Raw genomic sequence first — 20,530 nt, 5'->3', positions numbered from 1 at the left:
TAATCCTACGCTGCCGACTTCCAGCCTTCCCGCTCGTGCTGGAAACGACGATGCCTCACCGCAGTCTGTTCGTGGTTTATGTCGTAGCTGTGATAATCGTCAATCTTCTTCCCCCTGGCGACCATCTCCCGTAAAAGAAGCTCGGTGGGCGTACTCATCCTCACTTTACCCGATTCCCATTTCGAGACCTGGGAGCTCGTGCTGTGCATATTCCTCGCAAAGTCTACCCCGGACCAACCGAGGTATTTCCTTAGGAACACAATCTCGGAGGGCTCCAGATTTCCCTGCTTCTTGATGACCTCTCGAGCGATGGCGTAGTGAAGGCCAGACAGAGCGGGAATCATGGGCATTGTGTTGCCACAGCCATCGCATTTCCTAACACGTATCCCTTCCAGCACGATGTTGCTCAACCCACACTCGGTATAGTGGTAGGGCTCGACTACCTCGACCATCTCTTCTTTTCCGCAGATCCCACAGATCATCAGTTCCTCCACGCAGTTACTATTTGCAGAACTGTATCGTCCTCGAATCTAATAACCACACACATCTTCCTGGTTTCAACTCGATACCGCCACGTCCCGTTTTCAAGCTCCGGATCGTGAACAACTCCGCCATACAGCACGTTTTCGCAGTCAACAGTGCTGATCGCTCGCTTCGCCATGCGCTCGAGAGCGTGCGGTCTGGCATAGGTCACGATGCCGCTTCTGAGAATGGCCCGGATTAGGGCCTTCGCATCCTTTCGGGAGAGAGGCTCCAGCAACATGATTACACCATCCCATGATTGTGTTCAATGAAATACTTGTGCTAGGCACAACAGACATTAGCCAGCACTTAAATGATACACATCACGCGTCGGTAAGGAAGCCACCTTTTCTGGAATGTTTTTCGGTGGGGAGGATTTTTATGAAGGGGCGACAGACCACAGAGGGAGGTTTGCGGAGAGGAGGCTATCTACGTACGGGCGGACAGGGGGACTGGCACCTGGCGGAGCCAGTCCCCTTTTTATTTAGTGAGGAAGACTAGAACTTCAGGAGGGAGAAGACTTTGCCTTCGGGGAGTTTCTTCTTTCCGTCCAGGAATTCGAGCTCGGCCATGAAGCAGCATTCGACGAGGTCGGCGCCCAGCTCTTGCACCATGTCGACCACGGCGGACATGGTGCCGCCGGTGGCCAACAGATCGTCGGCAACCAGCACCCGCTCGCCCGGCTTGATGGCGTCGATGTGGATCTCGAGGGTGTCGGTGCCGTACTCCAGATCGTACGTCTTCTTGAAAGTGGCGGAGGGAAGCTTGCCCGGTTTTCTCACCAGCACGATGCCGGCGCCGAGCTTGTAGGCGAGGGCGGCGCCGATGATGAAGCCGCGGGCCTCGACCCCCACCACCTTGTCGATTTTCTCACCTATGTAACGGTGGGCCAAAAGGTCCACCATGCGCTGGAAACTCTTGGCGTCGCCCAAAAGCGTGGTGATGTCCTTGAAAAGAATCCCCTTCTTGGGAAAGTCGGGTACGTCCCTGATGATATCCTTCAGTTCTTGCATCTCGATAGCCGCTCCTTATTTTCCATTGGTGGCAGTGCGCCCCATTATATCCGTGGCTTCCACGATCTTTCTCAGCTTCTCCAGCGACTTCGCCTCGATCTGGCGGATCCTCTCGCGGGTCACCCCGAAGCTCCTCCCGATGGTGTCCAGGGTCTGGGGATCCTTGTCGTCCAGGCCAAAACGGAGGGTCAGGATCTTCTTCTCCCCGTCGGAGAGGGTGTCGAACCACTTGGAGACCAGCTCGTACTTGTTGAGGTCTTCGAGGAGCACCGCGGGCGAGATGGTGGAGGTGTCCTCGATGGTGTCGATCAGGAAGTAGTCGTTGTTCTCCCCCATCGGCCGCTCGATCGAGTAGGTCTTCTTGAGCAGGACCATCAGCCGCCGCACGTAGGTGACGTTCACGTCGAGGGTGTCGGCCACTTCCTTGATGGTCGGTTCGCGGTTCATCTTCTGCACGAGCTCGCGGGTCACCCTGAGCATCTTGTTGATGTCGTCGGAAACGTGTACCGGGAGACGGATGGTGCGGGACTGGTTGACCAGCGCGCGCTCGATGGACTGCCTGATCCACCAGGTGGCGTAGGTGGAGAAGCGGCACTCCTTGGAGAGCTTGAAGCGCTCGACCGCCTTGATGAGCCCCATGTTCCCTTCCTCGATCAGGTCCAGGAACGGGAGCCCGCGGTTGATGTAGCGCTTGGCGATCTTGACCACCAGGCGGAGGTTCGACACGATCATGCGATCCCGGGCCGCCTTGTCGCCGAGATCGATCTTGGCCGCCAGCTCCTTCTCCTCGTCGGCGGTCAAAAGCTTGGTCTTCTGGATCTCGCGCAGGTAGAGCTTGATGGCGTCGTCGAAGTGCTCGACCACCGCCGCCTTGATCTCCTCTTCCTCTACCTCGCCCCCCTCGTCGTCCCCTTCCTCGACGTCTTCGACATCCTCGACATCTTCGAGTTCCATCGCATCGGGGTCTCGATCCGCGTCGAGAAAGATTGGCTCTTTCTCCTCGAGAAGTTCTTCGTGTTCCATACAGGACTCCTATGCAAATCCGGTAAGTAAGTTCAGTTGCCCAGGGGTTAGTGCTCGCTCCAGCCGTGCCTGCCGATCAGACGGACGAAGCGGCATCCTTCGGAATCTTCTCTTTCGATGCTTCCGTCATACCCTTTCTTCACCAGTACGAGCTGCTGGTCCACCTGGTCCCCCACCGGGATCACCATCCGCCCTCCCGGTGCTAGCTGGTCGATCAGGCAGTCCGGAACGGAGGGCGCTCCGGCGGTCACCAGGATGGCGTCGAAGGGTGCTTCCTCCGGCCAGCCGTCGGTTCCGTCGCCGATCCGCAGGTTCACGTTCAAAAGTCTCAGACCGTCGAGCACCTTGCGCGCCTTCAGGGCGAGCGGGCGGATCCTTTCTACGGTGTAGACCCAGCCGGCCAGGGTGGCGAGCACCGCGGCCTGGTAACCGGAACCGGTGCCGAGCTCGAGCACCCTTTCCTTCCCGGTCAGCTGCAGCATCTGGGTCATCAGCGCCACCGTGTACGGCTGCGAGATGGTCTGCTTCTCCCCGATGGGGAGCGGCGTGTCGCTGTACGCCTGCGCGGCCATGGCCTCCTCGACGAAGAGATGCCTCGGGATCTGCTGCATGGCGTCGATCACGCGCTGGTCGGTGATCCCGCGCTTGACGAGCTGGGCCACCATTCTTTTTCGTGCTACGGACAGATCCATCTTCCCCCCTAAACCAGCGGGGAAATATAACAAAGCACCAACCAAAAGTCCAGCTTCACCGCAGTTCCCACCTCTTCAGTTCCTCGAGTGAGGCGTAGTTGGTGAGGTCGAGATGGAGCGGCGAAACGGAGACGTGGCCGCGGGAGACCGCATGGTAATCGCTGCCGGGAATGTCCTGGTAGCTCTGGTCGGTGGTCCCGATCCAGTAGTAGTTGCGCCCGCGCGGATCGACCTTGCCGACGATGGTCCCCTCGTAGCTCCTCTTCCCCTGCCGGGTGATGAGCGGCGGGCGGAGATCTCCCGCGGGAAGATCGGGGACGTTCACGTTCAGGAAGGTGTCGGGGGGAAGACCGTTCGCTTGCGCCGTCACCGCGAGCCGCGCGGCCACCTCGGCGGCGGCGTCGTAATGCTCTCCCTTTCCCGTGGTGGCGAGCGACACCGCGATGGCGGGAATTCCCATCAGGGTGGCCTCGAGTGCCGCGGCCACGGTTCCCGAATAGGTGACGTCGTCGCACATGTTGGCCCCCCGGTTGATGCCGGAGATGACCAGGTCGGGACGGAAGGCGAGCAGGCTGTGAATGCCGAGATTCACGCAGTCGGTGGGGGTACCTTCGACCGCGAAGATGTTTTCGGCGATGCGGGCGGCGCGCAGGGGATGGTGCAGGGTAAGGGCATGGGCGACGGCGCTCTGTTCGCGATCGGGAGCGACCACGACCACTTCGCCGACTTCCGACACGCGCCTGATAAGGGCGGCCAGCCCCGGCGCGTGTACACCATCGTCATTGGTAAGCAGGATCTTCAACGGGTACCCCTTGTGAATGGCATTGCAGACGGCATTTAAGGTTTCGACTTCTTCCCATCAGGACAGCGTATCCCGGCGCCCCATTTAAACCTCCCTCTCCCCTGCCCCTTGTATAGTCATACCCTCTCCCCTAAAGGGGCGAGGGGATATGGACAAGGCGAGGATGCGACTCATGGGTTTCTGAATCGGAGGGGACGGGAAATACTTTAACATATTTAATTTGCATTTTTAAATTTCTTTTTTCTGCCTGAGCGGTGTCCTCCTCAGGTCACGGCGCGGGCGTCTTCCCTGTCGAAACGAATCTTCATGCAGATGAGCCCGACATAGCAGCCGATCGAGAAGGAGTTGGCGGCTATGAGAGGAAGATCGTCGATGAGTAGACCGTAGATCAGCCAGAGGAGCATCCCGGTTGACAGCAAAACGAGCTGCCACATCGAGATGTCGCGGGCGTGCCGGGTCCGCCAGGTCCGCCAGACCTGAGGTAGGGCGGCGCCGGAGGTAAGCGCCCCCGCCAACAGCCCGATGTAGTGGACGAGGTTCATGCCCCTTTCTTCCCCTTGAACTCGGCGCAGGCCCAGTCTATCTGGGAGAGGAGTCCGCGCAACGAGTTCACCTCGCGCTCGTCGAGTTCGGCCCGCGAGAAGATGCGGCGCATGGTGCGCATCATGTGGTCGGGGTTTTGCGGGTTGAGGTAGCCGATCTTCAGAAACACCTTCTCCATGTGGGCGTAGAGCGGCTCCAAGAGCGCGGAGCCGGCCACTTCACGGGCGGGCTGGACCGGACTTTCCGGGAGCGATCCTTTGAGGAACTCGTAGCAGAAGATCAATACCGCCTGGGAGAGGTTGAGGGAACCGAACTCGTCGGCGGTGGGAATGGTGGACTGCCAGCGGCAAAGGGCCACCTCGTCGGTGGTGAGCCCGCTGTCCTCGCGGCCGAAGACCAGGGCCAGCCGGCTGCCGGGGGCGCAGGCGTGGAAGCGCTCGACGACTTCTCCCGGAGTCCAGATTTCGTTCCGGTACTTCCCGTGGCGGCGGGTGGTGGCGACCGAAAATTCGCTGTCGGCGATGGCCTCCTCCAGCGAGGTGAAGACCTTGGCCGCGTCGAGGAGATCGCGGGCGGAGACGGCGAACTTGACGGCGTCGAGGTGATCGAGACGGCAGGGGTTGACCAGGCGGAGGTCGCGTAACCCCATGTTTTTCATGGCCCGGCAGACCATGCCGATGTTGCCGGGACTCTGGGTGCCTACCAGCACCACGGAAATGCGTTCTTTGAGATCCATTGAGTTCGATACTTCCTTGATGGGCGATTGGGACGCGGATCGGCCGGTTTCGGCGGATTCACGCTGATAGTGCGGCATCCCGTGAAGGGGACGAGACCGCCCGGCATTAGACCATAACTCGCGCGCGTTTGGCAATACGCTCCTGATGCGATCCGCCTCGCAAGCGCGCCACGGGCACCGGACCGCCCCTCATCAGGAACGGGTCACTACTGGATCAGAATTTTTCGGGGTTATCACGGTAAATTCCCGAGGTCCATGCATTTTTAGCTTGCCTATTTTGGTAATTTTGGTATTTCTAGCGCAAATTAATTGATGAGAGATACATGAACTCCAGCCAAAAAACAAGAGAAGAGCTGCTGAAGGAGATCCGCGAGCTGCGGGAAAGGCTCTTGAGGGAGCGGCGGCGCACCGACGAGGCGCTCAGGGAGCGGGAGGAGGAGCTGTGCCAAATCCACGCCACCCTGGAGCGCCGGGTCGAGGAGCGTACCGCGGCCTTGCAGGCGGCGGTGAGAGAGCGCGAATCCTTCAGCTACTCGGTGTCTCACGATCTGCGGTCGCCGCTTCGCCTGATCAACAGCTGCTGCGCGATCCTGGAGGAGGACTTCGAAGAGGCGCTTCCCGCCGATGCGAGGAAACTCCTGGACCGGATCCGGGCGGGGACCAGCCGGATGGGGGACGTCATCGATCGTCTCCTCGAGCTCTCCCAGGTTCATCGCAGCGAGCTGCGAGTCGCCAAGGTACAGTTGAGCCACCTGGCCGAGGCGTCGCTGGAAACGTTGCGCGAGGCCGAGCCGCACCGGAACGCGGAGTACCGGGTGGAGCCGGGACTGACCGCCTACGGCGACCACCACCTCCTGGGCCAGCTCTTGATCAATCTCTTGGAAAACGCCTGGAAGTACAGCTCGCAGAAACCGCGGACCGTCATCGAGTTCGGGAAGGTGGAGTCCGCGGGGGAGATGGCCTATTTCGTCAGGGATAACGGGGCCGGCTTCGACATGAGGTTCAGCGACAACCTTTTCAAACCTTTCGAACGGCTGCACGGTCCGGAGTTCCAGGGTATCGGGATCGGGCTGGCAACCGCCCAGCGTATCGTCGAGCGCCACCGGGGAAGGATCTGGGCGGAAGGAGTGGAAGACGAGGGATCGACCTTTTACTTTACCCTTGGGACCGATGTCGGGTACCCGAGGGCTTAGTCCACTTCAGCAGCTACCTTTCTAAGCTTTCCTACCACCTCTCCCACCTCTCCCACCTCTCCCACCTTTCCCACCAGTCGGACGATTCGGACCAGTCGGACCAGTCGGACGAGTCTGAACTTCAGATTTTTGCCGGGTGCTTTTTGTGCCGGGTGGAGTGCGGGTTCTGTCGCCAGGCGCGGAGGCGTTTGAGCCTTCTTCTCGCGTGACGGCGACGCCACCAGTGGGCGACGAAGTGGCTGAGCCATAAAAGAGCGGTGAAGCCGCCGAGGATCAGCAGCAGATACGGCTCGTAGCTCTCCAGGTCGTCGACCACCATGGAGGCTCCCTTGCCGAAGAGGAAGCCGACCAGCGAGAAGATGATGGCCCAGGAAAGGGCACTCCCCATGTTCAGCATCAGGAATCGTTGGGATGAAAGGTTGGTCATCCCCAGGATGACCGGGAGGAGGATACGGAATCCGTAGGTATAGCGGGAAACGAAGGCGACGAAGGAGCCGTAGCGCTCGATGAGGCGGAGGGCCTTTCGGAATTTCCTGGCGAAGGAGGTGAAGATGCGGAGAAGCTGTGCCCCCTTGCGCCTCCCCAAATGGAAGTAGAACTGGTCACCGAGGAAGGAACCGGCGAAGGCGGAGAGGATGACGCCGTAGATGCTGAGATACCCCTGGCAGGCGAGGAACCCGGCAAAGATGAGGATGGCCTCCCCTTCCAGGAAGGTGCCGATGAAAAGCACCCAGTACCCGTGAACCTGCAGGTATTCCCTGAGAAACTGCTGCACGCGACTCCCCTTCGTAGGGTTGAAATGGTTTGTAAATAGTAGACGCTATCCCAACCCTCGCAACCCCTCATGATGAAAGGGATCAGCGGCGGGCAACCGCCTGGTACTTCGGTATCGCGCCCCGTACCTCCACCATCGGCGCGTTGCGGACGAGGACGGCCCCGCGGGTCGAACCTTCACCCTGGACCGCTCGCTCACCCTCCTCGGCGTTCGCCCCCTCTTCGGTGGAGCCTGCGGCAGCCATTACGACGCCGGCACTGGGAACGGCTCCCCGTGCGCCCTCGCTTTCGGCCGCGGCCTCGGCCTCGCTGGTGTCCTTCGACTCGAGGCGTGCGATGGCTATCGGCTCTCCCCCCGCCCATTCGAAGAATCTTTCCGAATCGAGCAGCGTCGGGTTTTTCGGCACGCCGTAGACCCGCTTTTGCATCGCTTCGTCGAAGAGGCCGACGCATCCGTGGGAGGCGGGCTTGCCGGGGAGGTCACGGGCGTGGATCCAGTAGGCGACGTTGTCGGCCCCGACATGGAAACGCATGGCGTTGTCCATCGGGTACTGTCCGCTTTGGTCCTCGGTCTTGTAGAGGGAAGAGGCGTGGTTCTTGTCGCGGGCGTCGACCTGGAAGAGGCCGGTGGGGGTTTCGTGCCCGGCGGCACCGGTGGCGGCGGGTGCGGAGAAGGCCAGCTTCCCGTGCTCGTAGGCGCCGATCCACTGCTCGGTGAGGTCGATCAGGATGTACTTGGCATAGCGCTGCGCGGGGGGATACTCCTGCGGGAGGGGGCAGTAGTTGCGGGCGGCGGCCATGTCGTCCGGGACCCTGATGGTCATGCCGGGGTAGACGTGGCGGCGGTCGATGCGATTGAAACGGGCAACGGTGGGCCAGTCGTTCCCGTAGAGAGATTCCAGGGACTCTTCGGGGCGGACGAAGTGGGCGTGCCACTTGACCTGGGACAGACTCGGATATTCGATACGGGTGAGGTCTTCGTGGGCGGGATCGAGCGGATTCGGCCCTGGCATCGAGGTGGCCAGCGGTTTGTAGACGACGATGGCAAAAGCGACTACCGGCAACAACACGTACAACAACTTGCGTAACATCCTGGCAAATCTCCCGACCGCGACTGACGACAAACGAATAATGGGGCAGTCGTTGCCCCATTCTCGTTGTAAGTAGCACTATTAGCCGCGTCGGTCAAGAAAAAGCGCTCTGCGCCAGCACCCGTTCGACCGCGGTGTAGGGATCGGTGGTCCGCTCCCTAAGGCCATCGAGGATCCGGCGGTAGGTGCCGTCCTCTTTGATGGCGCCGAAGACCGTCTCGAACAGCTGGTCACGGAGGGTATCGGTGAAGAGCTTGGCGTTGCGTTCCTCGGTGAGGCGCTGGAGGTGACCGGAGCTTTTCAGGTAGTCGTGGTGCCGGTCGAATTCGGCGATCAGCTCGTCGATGCCGACGCCGCGGCTCCCCTCGGTCTTGAGCACCTGCGGGAACCAGGCACCCTCCTCCGGGTGGCGCATCTCCAGCATGGCGGAGAGTTCGCGGGCGGTGCGATCGGCACCGTCGCGGTCGGCCTTGTTGACCACGAAGACGTCGCCGATCTCGAGGATGCCGGCCTTGATCGCCTGGATATCGTCACCGAGGCCGGGGACCATGACCACGGCGGTGGTGTGGGCGGCGGAGACGATGTCGACCTCGTCCTGCCCTACCCCGACGGTCTCGATGATGACGACGTCCATCCCCATGGCGTCCATGACGTTGACGACGTCGGTGGTGGAGCGGGAGAGCCCGCCCAGCGCGCCGCGGGTGCCGAGGGAGCGGATGAAGACGCCGGCGTCGTCGGCGTGGCGGTTCATGCGGATACGGTCACCCAGGATGGCGCCTCCCGAGAAGGGGCTGGTGGGGTCGATGGCGACCACGCCGACCAGGAGGTCCTTCTTGCGGAAGCCGGCCACGATCTGGTCCACCAGGGTGGACTTGCCCGCGCCGGGGGGGCCGGTGAGGCCGATTATGAAGGCGTTGCCGGTGTGGGGATAGAGGACCTTCAACTCGTCGACCGCGCTCTTCATCCGGTCGTCGATATCCCGCATCAGGCGCGCGGCTGCCCGCACGTCGCCGTCAAGGACACGTTCTGCTAGCATATAAAACTCCATAAAACAGGTTCTACGTTCTACGTTCTATGTTCCAGGTTGTGAGGCCAGCGGACTCGCGTAATGACTGGGGCCAGCGGCTTCAGCCTATATCCGAAGAATCGTTCTACGTTCTATGTTCTATGTTCCAGGTTGTGAGGCCAGCGGACTCGCGCAGTGCCTGCGGCCAGCGGCTTCAGCCTCTGTTCCAACGTTGAAAAGCCTGCGGCTCAACAAGGGTGGAACCTGGTTGAGCCGCTGGATCATAAATGTATTCAACGTAGAACCTAGAACGTAGAACTTAGAACAGCCGTTGAATACGCTTAGGCCCTTGCCGTTACGTTGCCGCGTACCCACTCCACGATGGTCTCGGTGGAGGTGCCGGGGGTGAAGACTTCCCGGATGCCGGCGGCCTTGAGGCCGGGGATGTCGGTCTCGGGGATGACGCCACCGGCCATCAGCACGATGTCCTCGGCCTTCTTCTCCTTCATGATGTCATAGACGGCGGGAAGCAGGGTGTTGTGGGCGCCGGAGAGGATGGAAAGGGCGATCAGGTCGACGTCCTCCTGGATGGCGGCGGAAACGATCTGCTCCGGGGTCTGGTGCAGACCCGTGTAGATGACTTCGAAGCCGGCGTCACGGAACGCGCGGGCGATGATCTTGGCTCCCCTGTCATGGCCGTCCAGCCCGGGCTTCCCTACCAGAATACGTAATTTCCTCTCAGCCATGGCACACCTCCTGAATTCCAGATTCTTTAATATTACGAATTCCCGGCTCACGCAAACTCACCCTCCCTATCAAGGGGAGGGTCGGGGTGAGGATGGGGTTAATCGTTCTCGCTTCGTTACATCTCGATGCCGACCCGGGCCTTGACCCCGGCTTTGTAGTAGTGCTTCACTTCGCGCATCTCGGTGACCAGGTCGGCCGCCTCGATGATCCGCTCGTCTGCGTTTCGCCCGGTCATCACCAGCTCGACCTGGGGGGGCTTGTTTTTCATCAGGTCGAGTACATCTTCGACCGGCACGAGCCCCATGGAGACTGCCCCGTTGATCTCGTCGAGGATCACCAGGTCGTACTCTCCCCCCATCACGGTCTTTCTGGCCAGCTCCAGCGCCTCGGCGGCCAGCTGCTTGTCGGCGTCGGCGGGGTTGTCCTTGTTGACCCAGCCGCGACGGCCGGTCTGGATTATGGTGAGGTAGGGGGCGAGTTTCTCGGCGGCCATCTGCTCGCCGTAGGGTCCGCCCCCCTTCATGAACTGGATCATGCAGACCATGAGCTCGCGTCCCACCGCACGCAGGGCGAGCCCCAGCGAAGCCGTGGTCTTTCCCTTGCAGTTGCCGGTATACACCTGAATGAGACCTTGTTCCAGTTTCATGCGCCGTCCTTGCGGGTAACGGTTGAAGATTGCGGGGATCCCTCCCCTCCCCTTCCGGGAACGGCTGTTCCCGCGGGGTGGAGGGCCCGGCGCCTGCCGCTCCCGTAAACTGCGGCACTATAACAACTGCTTCAGGAAGCTGTCAAGGCTAATCACCTAGCTTAAAACGACGTTTATGCCAAAGTCGGTCTGAATGCGGGATGACGTCCGATTCAGGGCTTGACACGAGGGAATCCATCTGTTATTTAATCAGGACACTTCAACGGGCGATTAACTCAGCGGGAGAGTGCTACCTTCACACGGTAGAAGTCACTGGTTCGATCCCAGTATCGCCCACCAAGACAAACAGCAAGGCCAGACAGAGATGTCTGGCCTTTTTTGTTTCCTCTCCTGCCTTTTCTCGCCTCGGTATAACTTCTTCGCTCAAGTCATGGCGCGCCTATGCGCTCATGCGCTCTTCGCCCTCGGAATAACCTCACAATCCCCTCTGTACCCAGCCTTGCCTGGTCCAGCTTGCGTTTTGCACGGGCTCGTTTCCTCTTGTGCGAGATCTCCCTCACCCTGACCCTCTCCCGGGGGGAGAGGGGATTTTGACGGGCGGGGAAAGGGTAAAAACGGTCATCTGTGGTTTACCAGGATGGCGAGGAGGGTGTTGGCGGTTCCCGTGAGCCAGAAGACTAACTGGAAGCTTTGCTTGCTGGATTTGTGGCGGAGAAGGCGTTGGGCCAAGAGGCCTCCCGGCCAGCCACCGAAAAGGCTTGCGGTGTGGAGGGTCAACTCGGGGATGCGCCGGGCGCCGTTACGGGCGGCGGTCTTGTCGACGGCGTAGAGGAGGAAGGTGACGAGGCTCGCGGCAATATAAAGCATGGGGAGGCTTCCCAGCGCGAGGTAGGCGGCGACGAAGACGGCGATAAGCAAGGCGGATTGAGCCAATGGGGTGGACACGCGGACTCCGTTTCGGGCGGCAAAGCCCCTCACCCTAGCCCTCTCCCGGAGGGAGAGGGGATGCTGTGGGTTGGGGGGATTATAGCGGGGATGGAAGCTCCAAGACAAGATCTCGTGGAAGATACTTTATTTAGATTCTTCCAATGATAAACTTGCTGGCGTGTTGTGTAACCCCATCCTCACCAGCCTTCGCCAAGGCTTCGGCCGGCAGGCTCTGAAGGGGAGGGACGTTTAGGATGCAAGGCACCATACCGGCGGGACACGGCGTGATGGCAGGGCCAAGGGCGCCGCGAGGGTGTGAAAGTGCAGAACGGAAAAGGACGACAACGCCAGTCGGAGGGAGGATACGGTGACTAACCAGAAATTCGTTGACTACTATGATCTGCTGCAGCTGAGCCCGAGCGCGGATGCGGAGACTGTCGACCGGATCTTCCGGCATCTGGCCAAGAAGTACCACCCGGACAACGTGGAGTCTTCGGACTCGGACCGCTTCCGCCTGATCGTCGAGGCGCACCACACCCTTTCGGATCCCGCGGCGCGGGCCGGGTACGACGTCCAGTACCAGGATTACTGGAACCATAAATGGGGGGTGGCGGCGGAGGCGAGCAACCGGGCGGCCTTCGGGGACGACCAGGTGACCCGCGAGAAGCTCCTTTCCCTGCTCTACGTCCAAAGGCGCCGCGACATGCTGAGCCCGGGGATCGGCGAGGTGGAGCTCTGCCGCCTGATCGGCGCTCCCGCGGAACTGGTGGAGTTCCACCTCTGGTATCTGAAGGCGAAGGGATGGGTGGAGCGGCTGGAAACCGGCCACGTGGCGATCACGGCCGGCGGGGTGGACCAGGTGGAGCAGTCGCAGCTAAGGCTCGGGCCGGACCACCTGCTGGAGGAACACCTGCGAAGCAGCCGGGTGAGAATCGAGGAAAGGTAAAATCCAACGGCAATGGAACGCGGATGACGCGGATTGAGCGGATTCACGCGGATTAAACCCTCAAAGCTTTAGGGGTATCCGGGCAAATCCGCTCAATCAGGTTTTATCCGCGTTCTATTTTGTTTTTAGTCAGGCCGGGGTCTCTTCCGTTTGGCCGGTGATCCAGGCGCGGACCGAGGAGGTCTCTTCGTCGGTCAGCTGGATCTGGGAGCTCCGGCAGAGGTTCAGGACGTTCTCGAAGAACTTCTGCGCCAGGGTGGCGGCGTCCACCTGCCCCTGCTGGTAACGGTAACGCACGTGCCCCAGCCCAAGGAGTACGAAGTTGACGTGGCTTCTCGCCACCGATGCCCCTTCCTCCGCGCAGCAGTCGCGCACCGCCTTCGAGGTCCTGCTCAGGCTGTAACCGTTGGCGTTGACTTCGTTGGCCAGACAGCGGAACAGGATCTGGTAGTGCTCGGCGGGGAGCAGCGGGGTGTCGGTGATGTTGTGGATCTTGACCTGCAGCGAATCCATCTTCTCTTCCGGGGCGGGATGGATGGTCGGATCGTAGAGAAAACCGGAGAGCATGCTGGAGAGCTCGATCCCCGGCAGGTTCATGTGCCCAAGGAGGGCCTTGAAGCTCCCTTTCCCGAACCACTCCGACTCGTTTAGCCCCGGCCCGAACTTCATGACCAGCAGATGCGCCATCTTGGCCATCACCACCGGGATCGGGGAAGACTTCACGATCTCGACGATGAAATCCTCCATCTTCTGCTTGAGCTCCGGGGTCAGCACGATCCCTTCGGCGGCCGCCGCCGGCTGCTCGTGCTCGGTCTCCTCGGTAACGACCGGAGCGGCCTGGATGCCGATCTTCCACGGGTCCTCGTCGATCAGTACCAGCTCGTCACGCGAGTTGGCCACCTCCATGGCCAGCCGGCGCAGGGTCCCGTACCCCAGCCAATTGGTATCCCTCCCGAATTCCTTGAACTCCCGGAAAATTCTCGGCAGGTCGGCGGCCTGGACCGGTCCCGCCTCGGCCACCACCTCGACGACCCGGCTGGCGATGCGCTTGATAAGCGAGGTCTCGGGCTTCAGGTTGCCGGGAGCGGAGAGATCGTGGTCGGGCTCGATCTCGACGAATCCGATGCCGCTGCTGATGAAGTCGTCGAGGTCGAAGACGTGGTCGGCGGAGGCCTTGTAGGCGGGCGAGGCGTATCCCACCGCCAGCACGGAGGTGCGGCGGTCGTGCTTGCGGAGCTTGATGAGCACCGGGGTGAAGTCGGCGTCACCGGAGAGGACGATGAATTCGTCGATGGACGGATAGTGGTGCAGGGTCTCCAGGATGTCCATCACCATGTGAACGTCGGTACTGGTCTTCCCCCGGCTGGTGAGCGGCGGGCAGTCGATGACCTCGAAGGCCGCCTTGGTGAAGTAGGGGCGGAAATCGGCGAAGGAGGACGGGTTGAGATAGCACCGGCGGATCAGGATGCGGCGCTCGAATTGGCCGTCGGTGACAATGGGGAGTTTCGAATCCACCAGCCACTTGAGCCACCGTTCCGGCCGGCTGGCAAAGGCCTTGGCCAGATCCTGGTCCTGGTTGTGGAAATTGAGATAGATATTGTCGAAGTCGACAAAGAGTGCGGAGCGGATTGTCGAGATCTCCGGCATTGGTACTCCTTTCAGATGGGGAACTTGTTCGATAGATGGTGTCGGATCACTTCATGAGGTCGGCGAGGTGACGACATACATAATGGTACCGGTGAGTTGGGCAGGGCGCAACCAGGAGATTAGAAAACCTCCCTCACCCCGGCCCTCTCCCGGGGGGAGAGGGTAACCATGCCCAGCCCGGACCGGCCTAGTCGGATGTCGTCTCGTTGTCGGGGACGATGGCGGCACCGGTCTTGGCATCGGTGACCACGTTGGTCGCCCAGGTGTAACCGGCGGCACCGGGTACGGTGTACTTGATGCGGAAAGCGAGACGGTCACCGGGGGTAAGGACCGCCTTGGGGAGGTAAAGGTCGAAGTCGGTGGATTCCCCGTCCTTGAGCGAGCCGAGCACGTAGGTCTGCCCCTCGGCCACTTCGTCGTTGGCGCCACGCAGCAGGGTGGCGGTGACCTCCATGTCTTCGACCTTGCGGAGGGTGATGTTCTGCATCAACCCCTGGACCGCCACGCCGTCGTGGCCGGGAACGAGTTCCCAGGCGATTTTGAAGCTGTACCCCTTGTGATGGAAGTGATACGACTTGGCATCCTTCTTCACGGCCTCTTTTGAGGCGCAACCGGCCACCAGGAAGAGGAGGGCTCCTACGAGAATCAGGGGGAAGAGACGGTTCATGGTCAGTACCTCCGGAACCCATCCTCCCCCTCGCCTGCGCCGATGACTTCTGCGGGCAGGCCAAAGCTCCCGTAAAGGCGGGAGCGGGGAGAGACGGTAAAAGTCGAACTGCGAAAGATGATGGGCGCGGGTATATTTTCTACCAGCCTGAGGCCACCCTCACGCCTTAAGGGAGCGAGGGTAGCGATTCTGCGCCGTTAGGGGGGGCATTCGGCGCACATGGACTTGAAGAGGTTGGTGCTCAGGTAACGGTCGCCACGGTCGGGGATGATGACGACCACGGTGCCGGTTTCGATTCCGGCCGCCACCTTCATGGCCCCGGCCATGGCCGCGCCACCGGACATCCCGCAGAAGATGCCGTGCTGGTGGGCCAGCAGGCGGGCGGTCTCGAAGGCGTCGTCGTCTTCGATGACCAGCTTGCGGTCGTAGGCGGTAGGGTCGTAGATCGGCGGGACGATCGCCTCTTTCATGTTCTTCAGCCCCTGGACCTTATGCCCCAGCACCGGCTCGACCGCCACGATCTCGACCGCCGGAGCCTTCTCCCTGAAGAACTTGGAGAGCCCCATCACGGTGCCGCTGGTACCGATCCCTCCCACCACGTGGGTCACCTTCCCGGCGGTCTGTTCCCAGATCTCGGGACCGGTGGTCTTGTAGTGGGCCAGCACGTTGTTGGGATTGGCGTACTGGTTGGGCATGTAGTACTTCTCGGGCTCCTCGGCCAGGATCTTGTGGGCGAGCCGGATGGCGCCGTCGGTCGCCTCGCAGCCGGGAGAAAGAACGATCTCGGCCCCGTAGGCCTCCAGGACGCTGCGGCGCTCCATGCTCACGCAGGCGGGCATGCAGAGTTTTATCCGGTAGCCGCGGGCGGCGGCGATCATGGCGAGGGCGATGCCGGTGTTGCCGGAGGTAGGTTCCAGGATCACCTTGTCGGCGGTGAGCTCCCCGCTCTCTTCGGCGGCCAGGATCATCTGGCGGGCGGGGCGGTCCTTGACGGACCCCCCGGGATTGTTCCCCTCGAGTTTCGCCAGGATGCGGACGCCGGGCTTTCCGCTCAGGGCGACCTGGACCAGCGGGGTGGCCCCTATGGCATCAAGGAGACTTTGACCTTTCATGTGTGCCTCACTAGCAGTTGGAATGGGAGCGCCGCCGCCTCAACGGCAGACCGTCGCGCAGATTAGCACGAGCTACTCCATCCTGTCCAGTAACCTGAGCAACCCGTCGAGAATGGTGACCGGGTGGGGGGGGCAGCCGGGGATGTAGAGATCGACCGGGAGGATCCCCTCGACGCCGTCGTGGGCGGCCGGGGAGCCGATGAAGGGGCCGCCGTTGATGGCGCAGGCCCCGCAGGCGACCACGATCTTGGGGGCGGGAATCGCCTGGTAGGTGAGCATGAGCGCCTCCCGCATGTTCTCGGTCACCGGTCCGGTCACCCAGAGCCCGTCGGCGTGGCGGGGGGAGGCGACGAACTGCACCCCGAAGCGGCCGAGGTCCCAGCCGATGGTGGAGAGGACGTTGGTGTCCGCCTCGCAGGCGTTGCAACCGCCGGCAACCACGGAACGGAACTTGAGGGAGCGCCCGAAGAGGGAGAGCATCTTCTTCTCCAGGGCCTTAGCGAGGCGGCGCTCCTCCCCGGCGGTCACCACCAGCTCTTCGCGGCGGTTGACCGCCAGGCGGGGATCGGTGGTGTGGGTGATGCCGCCATGGGGGCACATCTCCGCGCAGTCGGGGCAGAAGAGGCACTTGCCGAGGTCGATGGAGAGCTTGCCGCCGCAGTCGATAGCCCCCACCGGGCAGAGGTCGGCGCAGACCCGGCAGTCGGGCGGGCAGACCGCCGCGTTGAGCTCGGGGTACCCCCTAAAGCGCTCGGGAAGGGTGGCCGGCTGGTCGGGATAGCTGGTGGTCCGGTGCCCCTGCTTCAGGCGGGCCAGGATGGCTTTTATCATAGACGGTGCTCCTTACAGATCGAAGCCGCAGTAGGAGAGATTGAAGCTCTTGTTGCAGAGGGGGAAATCGGAGATCTGCCCTCCCCGCAAGGCCATGGCGAGCCCGGTCCAGTTGTGGAAGGAGGGATCGGTGACCTTGTAACGGGCGAAGCCTCCGCGCTCGTCGGTGATGCCGACGTGGCAGATCTCACCGCGCCACCCCTCGGTGAGGGCGACCGCCAGACAGTCGCCGGCGATGGTCCCGGCCGGGTACTGGAAGGCGACCCCCGGGAGGTGGGTCAGCTGTTCCTGGATGAACTCCACCGATTTCTCCACCTCCAGCCAGCGGACGAGCGTCCTCGCGTAGACGTCGCCCGCACGGGCGGTCTCCACCGGGATGTGGCTCATGGCGTAGATACCGAACGGATGGTCGCGCCGGATGTCGCGGTTCAAGCCGCTCGCGCGGGCGGCGGGGCCGACCATGCCTATCTCCAGCGCGGTCTCCCCGCTCACCACCCCGGTCCCCTCGAGCCTGGCCATGACGGACGGGGTCTCCCAGAGGAGATCGACGGCGTTGGCGACGTCGTCGAAGGCCTTCTGGAGACGGCCGGCCATCTTCTCGGCCAGCTCCCGGCTCACGTCGAAGGCGACCCCTCCCGGGATGACCAGGTCGCGCCCGAAGCGGCTGCCGCAGAGCTCGGCGGTCAGGTTGAGGAAATCCCCCCGGATCCTTCCGCAGAAGGAGGCGGTCGGGAGGTAGCCGACGTCGCCGGAGATGGCGCCCAGGTCGCCGGTGTGGTTGGCGAGCCGCTCGAGCTCCAGGGCGACGGCACGGATCGCCTGGGCGCGGGCGGGGACCCGGCCGCCCCCGAGCGCCTCCACGACCATGGTGTGGGCGGTGCCGTGGCCGATGGTGGTGTCGCCCGCCACCGCCTCCATCCTTTTCCTGGTGGCGGCGGTGAGCGGCCCCTGCACCAGGCGCTCGACGGCGCGGTGCTGGTACCCCAGCGAGACCTCCAGGTGGAGGACCTCCTCCCCGAAGCACTGGAACCGGAAGTGTCCCGGCTCGATGATGCCGGCATGGACGGGGCCCACCGCCACTTCGTGGATCTCCGCCCCCTCGACCCGGTAGAACTCCATCAGGCCGATCTTGTGGGCCGCCTTGGCCGGGGTCCTGGCGGGAGCCCCGGGGGGGGAGGCGAGCGGCGGCGCGAAACGGACCGGCTTGAACCAGGGGTGATCCTCGATGACGAGGCCGAACTGCTCGGCGATCTCCCGCTCGAAGAGGTGGAGCTGCGGCGCGTACGGGGTAAGGGTCGGGATCTCCCGGGCGGTCGCCAGGGCGCTCATCACCCCGAGGACACCCTCCATCTTGTTGGAGAGAATCGCGTAGAGCCGGACCGCGCCCCCCTCGGCGGCGCCGAAGTAGGTGACCACCCGCCAGCCGTCCTCGATCCCCCCCAAAAGCTCCTGCTGGAAGCGCTCGAGGGAGAGCTCGGGAATCTCCCGGCGGGGCACCGCCTCACCGTTTTGCAGCAATCGGTACGGTCGATTCATCGTCCACCTCCCAAGAGTCCGGCCGCCTCGGTAACAAGCGCCTGCAGCGGGGCCGGGATCCAGAGCCCGAGCACGAGGACCACCGCCATCAGCACCAGGGGGGGCAAAACGGTGGGGACGGCGTCACGGTAGGGAGTGCGCTCGATGTCCTCCGGAATCTTCCCCATCACGAGCGGCAACACGGTGGAGGCCATCCCGATGAAGATCATGGCGAGGAAGAAGAGGAAGAGCCCGCCGGTGACGTGGTTCCCCTGCCCGAAGGCGGAGGAGACGATCATGAATTCGCTCACGAAGGGGGCGAAGGGGGGGGAGCCGGTGATGGCCAGGAAGGCGGCCAGGAAAAGGGCGCCGGACCAGGGGGTCCTGGTGAGGGCGCCGCGGACGTACTGGGTGCTCTTGGAGTTGTAGGCGCGGTGGATGTTGCCGGAGGAGAGAAAGAGCACCCCTTTGGTGAGCGCGTTGTTCATCATGTGGAGAAGCGCGCCGAAGAGGGCCCCCTTCCCGAGGCCCAGGGCCACCGCGATGATCCCGACGTGCTCGACGCTCGAGTAGGCGAGCATCCTCTTGAAGTCGCTCTGGCGGGCCATGAAGACGGCGGCGAAGGCCATGGAGACGAGCCCCATGGCGAGGAGGACCTGCTGGAAGAGGAGCGCCTCGGTGGAGGCGGCGGCGATCTGGTAGACCCGCAGGAGGGCCAAGAGCGCGCAGTTCACGAGCCCCCCCGCCAAAAGCGCACCCACGAGCCCCGGCGCCTCGCCGTAGGCGTCCGGCTTCCAGGTGTGCAGCGGCGCGAGCCCCATCTTGGTCCCGAAGCCGACCAAAAGGAAGATGAAGGCGGCGTGGCGCCAGCCGGCGTGCAGGTTGGCGGCGTCGGCGATCAGCGAGCTCATCACCAGCGAGACCTCCTGGTTGGCCACGATGGTGGAGTAGGCCAGGAAGAAGATCCCCAAGAGGGCGATGGCGATCCCCACCGAGCAGATCAGGAGGTACTTCCAGGTGGCCTCGATGGAGCGGGCGTTGCGGTTGAAGTAGACCAGCGGGGCCATGGCCAGGGTGGTGGCCTCCAGGGCGATCCAGAGAAGCCCCAGGTGCTGGGAGAGGGTCACCAGGGTCATGGCCGAGAGGCAGGTCAAAAGCGCCAGGCAGAGGATCCGGTTGGGGCGGCGGTGGCGGTAGCCTAAGTAGCCGACCGCGTAGAAGGCGCAGACCGCGAAGAGGACGCTGTTGCAGAGAAGGACCAGCTTTCCGAGCGAGTCGAGGTAGATCCATCCCCCGGGGGACGGCGGCGGGGTCTGGATCACCAGCGCCACGGTCAGGGCGAGGTGCACGAGGGCGACGACGGGGAGCACGAAGGGGCGTTTCCGGTTGTCCGGGATCAGCCAGGAGATCTGGGCTCCCACCAGCGGCAGCAGAACGAGATACCAGGTGAGCACGTTAATCCTCCCGCAGTGCCGAAAGCCGCGAGGTGTCCAGGGTGGAGAACTCGCGGCTGATGTGGTTGATGACGATCCCCATGACGAAGACGCCGACCAAGAGGTCGAGAAGGGCGCCCGCCTCGACCATGACCGGCATGGCATCGGCCAACAGCAGGCCGAAGATGAAGATGCCGTTCTCCATAAGGAGGTAGCCGATGACCTGGGAGATCGCCTTGCGCCTTCCCATGAGGACCAGGAAGCCTGACATGAGGGTGGCCAGCGAGGCGGGGACGATGAGGAGTCCCGCGTGCTCGGGGGCCAGGGGGAGCTTGGCGGCGAAGATGAAGGCGAGCGAGGTGAGGAGCGCCCCCAGGACGAGCGACGGGATGTAGCCGATGAAGGGTTCGAATTCGCGCTGGATCTCGGCGCGCTTGATGGCGTTGATGATCAGGGCCGGGATCACGGCACCCTTGACCGCCATGATGCTCACCACGATGAGGGCCAGGTGCCAGGAGAAGGGGTGCACCAGGGCGGGGAGGACCCCGAGGAGCACCCCCTGCAGGGCGACCGCCCGCACCGAGAAGGCGAGGCGGCTCGTGCCGAGCACGGCGAAGTTGATCAGGAGACAGAGGACGAGGAGCTGGTCGGCCAGGGAACTCAT

General features: G+C 62.7%; 23 protein-coding genes and 1 tRNA gene. 3 read left to right on the top strand and 21 right to left on the bottom strand.

Going from position 1 to position 20,530, the window contains the following annotated elements:
* Positions 1-5 precede the first annotated feature (5 nt).
* The 8 genes from ACYVL5_RS12885 to ACYVL5_RS12850 all read right to left on the bottom strand — a co-directional run bounded on the left by ACYVL5_RS12885 (position 6) and on the right by ACYVL5_RS12850 (position 5,331).
* Positions 6-482 (bottom strand): type II TA system antitoxin MqsA family protein, encoded by a 477-nt coding sequence (locus ACYVL5_RS12885; RefSeq protein WP_460595980.1) that lies wholly within the window; start codon positions 480-482, stop codon positions 6-8.
* A complete protein-coding gene (locus ACYVL5_RS12880) occupies positions 482-763 on the bottom strand; it encodes a DUF4258 domain-containing protein (RefSeq protein WP_460595979.1) in 282 nt (93 codons plus the stop codon). The genes ACYVL5_RS12885 and ACYVL5_RS12880 overlap by 1 nt, the downstream gene beginning before the upstream one ends.
* 256 nt (positions 764-1,019) lie before the next feature.
* Entirely contained in the window at positions 1,020-1,535 is a 516-nt protein-coding gene (locus ACYVL5_RS12875) for a purine phosphoribosyltransferase family protein (protein WP_460595978.1), read from the bottom strand.
* A gap of 15 nt (positions 1,536-1,550) precedes the next feature.
* Entirely contained in the window at positions 1,551-2,558 is a 1,008-nt protein-coding gene (locus ACYVL5_RS12870; RefSeq protein WP_460595977.1) for a sigma-70 family RNA polymerase sigma factor, read from the bottom strand.
* A 47-nt stretch (positions 2,559-2,605) separates the two neighbouring features.
* Positions 2,606-3,250: a protein-L-isoaspartate O-methyltransferase family protein gene (locus ACYVL5_RS12865; protein ID WP_460595976.1), complete on the bottom strand. Its 645-nt coding sequence runs from the start codon at positions 3,248-3,250 to the stop codon at positions 2,606-2,608.
* Positions 3,251-3,305: 55 nt separating this feature from the next.
* Positions 3,306-4,052 carry a 5'/3'-nucleotidase SurE gene (gene surE, locus ACYVL5_RS12860; protein WP_460595975.1) on the bottom strand — a complete coding sequence of 249 codons (747 nt, stop codon included), beginning with the start codon at positions 4,050-4,052 and terminating at the stop codon, positions 3,306-3,308.
* Positions 4,053-4,315: 263 nt separating this feature from the next.
* Entirely contained in the window at positions 4,316-4,594 is a 279-nt protein-coding gene (locus tag ACYVL5_RS12855) for a SemiSWEET family sugar transporter (protein WP_460595974.1), read from the bottom strand.
* Positions 4,591-5,331, bottom strand: a complete 741-nt coding sequence (locus tag ACYVL5_RS12850; protein ID WP_460595973.1) for an RNA methyltransferase — start codon at positions 5,329-5,331, stop codon at positions 4,591-4,593. The genes ACYVL5_RS12855 and ACYVL5_RS12850 overlap by 4 nt, the downstream gene beginning before the upstream one ends.
* 323 nt (positions 5,332-5,654) lie before the next feature.
* Between ACYVL5_RS12850 and ACYVL5_RS12845 the strand changes: the two genes are divergently transcribed.
* On the top strand, positions 5,655-6,524 hold the full coding sequence (locus ACYVL5_RS12845; RefSeq protein ID WP_460595972.1) for a sensor histidine kinase: 870 nt from the start codon (positions 5,655-5,657) through the stop codon (positions 6,522-6,524).
* Between the two features lie 121 nt (positions 6,525-6,645).
* On the opposite strand, the gene ACYVL5_RS12840 is transcribed toward ACYVL5_RS12845, so the two are convergent.
* The 5 genes from ACYVL5_RS12840 to cobO all read right to left on the bottom strand — a co-directional run bounded on the left by ACYVL5_RS12840 (position 6,646) and on the right by cobO (position 10,788).
* Entirely contained in the window at positions 6,646-7,299 is a 654-nt protein-coding gene (locus ACYVL5_RS12840) for a DedA family protein (RefSeq protein WP_460595971.1), read from the bottom strand.
* A gap of 82 nt (positions 7,300-7,381) precedes the next feature.
* Complete coding sequence (locus ACYVL5_RS12835; protein WP_460595970.1) at positions 7,382-8,389, bottom strand: L,D-transpeptidase family protein; 1,008 nt, start codon at positions 8,387-8,389, stop codon at positions 7,382-7,384.
* A gap of 94 nt (positions 8,390-8,483) precedes the next feature.
* Positions 8,484-9,425 (bottom strand): ArgK/MeaB family GTPase, encoded by a 942-nt coding sequence (gene meaB, locus ACYVL5_RS12830; RefSeq protein WP_460595969.1) that lies wholly within the window; start codon positions 9,423-9,425, stop codon positions 8,484-8,486.
* A gap of 311 nt (positions 9,426-9,736) precedes the next feature.
* On the bottom strand, positions 9,737-10,141 hold the full coding sequence (locus ACYVL5_RS12825; protein ID WP_460595968.1) for a cobalamin B12-binding domain-containing protein: 405 nt from the start codon (positions 10,139-10,141) through the stop codon (positions 9,737-9,739).
* 116 nt (positions 10,142-10,257) lie between these two features.
* Complete coding sequence (cobO, locus tag ACYVL5_RS12820) at positions 10,258-10,788, bottom strand: cob(I)yrinic acid a,c-diamide adenosyltransferase (protein ID WP_250680940.1); 531 nt, start codon at positions 10,786-10,788, stop codon at positions 10,258-10,260.
* A gap of 264 nt (positions 10,789-11,052) precedes the next feature.
* On the opposite strand from cobO, the gene ACYVL5_RS12815 reads away from it, so the two are divergent.
* Positions 11,053-11,127: transfer RNA gene (locus ACYVL5_RS12815), tRNA-Val, on the top strand.
* A gap of 279 nt (positions 11,128-11,406) precedes the next feature.
* Here ACYVL5_RS12815 and ACYVL5_RS12810 read toward each other — a convergent pair.
* Positions 11,407-11,733 carry a DUF1294 domain-containing protein gene (locus tag ACYVL5_RS12810; RefSeq protein ID WP_460595967.1) on the bottom strand — a complete coding sequence of 109 codons (327 nt, stop codon included), beginning with the start codon at positions 11,731-11,733 and terminating at the stop codon, positions 11,407-11,409.
* 349 nt (positions 11,734-12,082) lie between these two features.
* Between ACYVL5_RS12810 and ACYVL5_RS12805 the strand changes: the two genes are divergently transcribed.
* Positions 12,083-12,661: a J domain-containing protein gene (locus ACYVL5_RS12805; protein ID WP_460595966.1), complete on the top strand. Its 579-nt coding sequence runs from the start codon at positions 12,083-12,085 to the stop codon at positions 12,659-12,661.
* Positions 12,662-12,790: 129 nt separating this feature from the next.
* Here ACYVL5_RS12805 and ACYVL5_RS12800 read toward each other — a convergent pair whose 3' ends face one another.
* The 7 genes from ACYVL5_RS12800 to ACYVL5_RS12770 all read right to left on the bottom strand — a co-directional run bounded on the left by ACYVL5_RS12800 (position 12,791) and on the right by ACYVL5_RS12770 (position 20,530).
* Positions 12,791-14,308, bottom strand: coding sequence for an NYN domain-containing protein (locus ACYVL5_RS12800; protein ID WP_460595965.1), 1,518 nt, complete (start codon positions 14,306-14,308; stop codon positions 12,791-12,793).
* 187 nt (positions 14,309-14,495) lie between these two features.
* Entirely contained in the window at positions 14,496-14,975 is a 480-nt protein-coding gene (locus ACYVL5_RS12795) for a hypothetical protein (protein WP_460595964.1), read from the bottom strand.
* Positions 14,976-15,172: 197 nt separating this feature from the next.
* Positions 15,173-16,087, bottom strand: a complete 915-nt coding sequence (locus ACYVL5_RS12790; RefSeq protein WP_460595963.1) for a PLP-dependent cysteine synthase family protein — start codon at positions 16,085-16,087, stop codon at positions 15,173-15,175.
* A gap of 72 nt (positions 16,088-16,159) precedes the next feature.
* Positions 16,160-16,918: an NADH-quinone oxidoreductase subunit B family protein gene (locus tag ACYVL5_RS12785; protein WP_460595962.1), complete on the bottom strand. Its 759-nt coding sequence runs from the start codon at positions 16,916-16,918 to the stop codon at positions 16,160-16,162.
* 12 nt (positions 16,919-16,930) lie between these two features.
* Positions 16,931-18,454, bottom strand: a complete 1,524-nt coding sequence (locus tag ACYVL5_RS12780) for a hydrogenase large subunit (RefSeq protein ID WP_460595961.1) — start codon at positions 18,452-18,454, stop codon at positions 16,931-16,933.
* Positions 18,451-19,887, bottom strand: coding sequence for a proton-conducting transporter transmembrane domain-containing protein (locus ACYVL5_RS12775; protein WP_460595960.1), 1,437 nt, complete (start codon positions 19,885-19,887; stop codon positions 18,451-18,453). The genes ACYVL5_RS12780 and ACYVL5_RS12775 overlap by 4 nt, the downstream gene beginning before the upstream one ends.
* A 1-nt stretch (position 19,888) precedes the next feature.
* The gene (locus ACYVL5_RS12770; RefSeq protein WP_460595959.1) at positions 19,889-20,530 is read right to left on the bottom strand and encodes a hydrogenase; all 642 of its coding nucleotides are present in this window, start codon (positions 20,528-20,530) and stop codon (positions 19,889-19,891) included.

It is taken from the genome of Geomonas sp. Red276 (assembly GCF_054784495.1).
The sequence above is the reverse complement of the archived record's forward strand: the minus strand, read 5'-3'. Positions and strand labels throughout refer to the sequence as shown.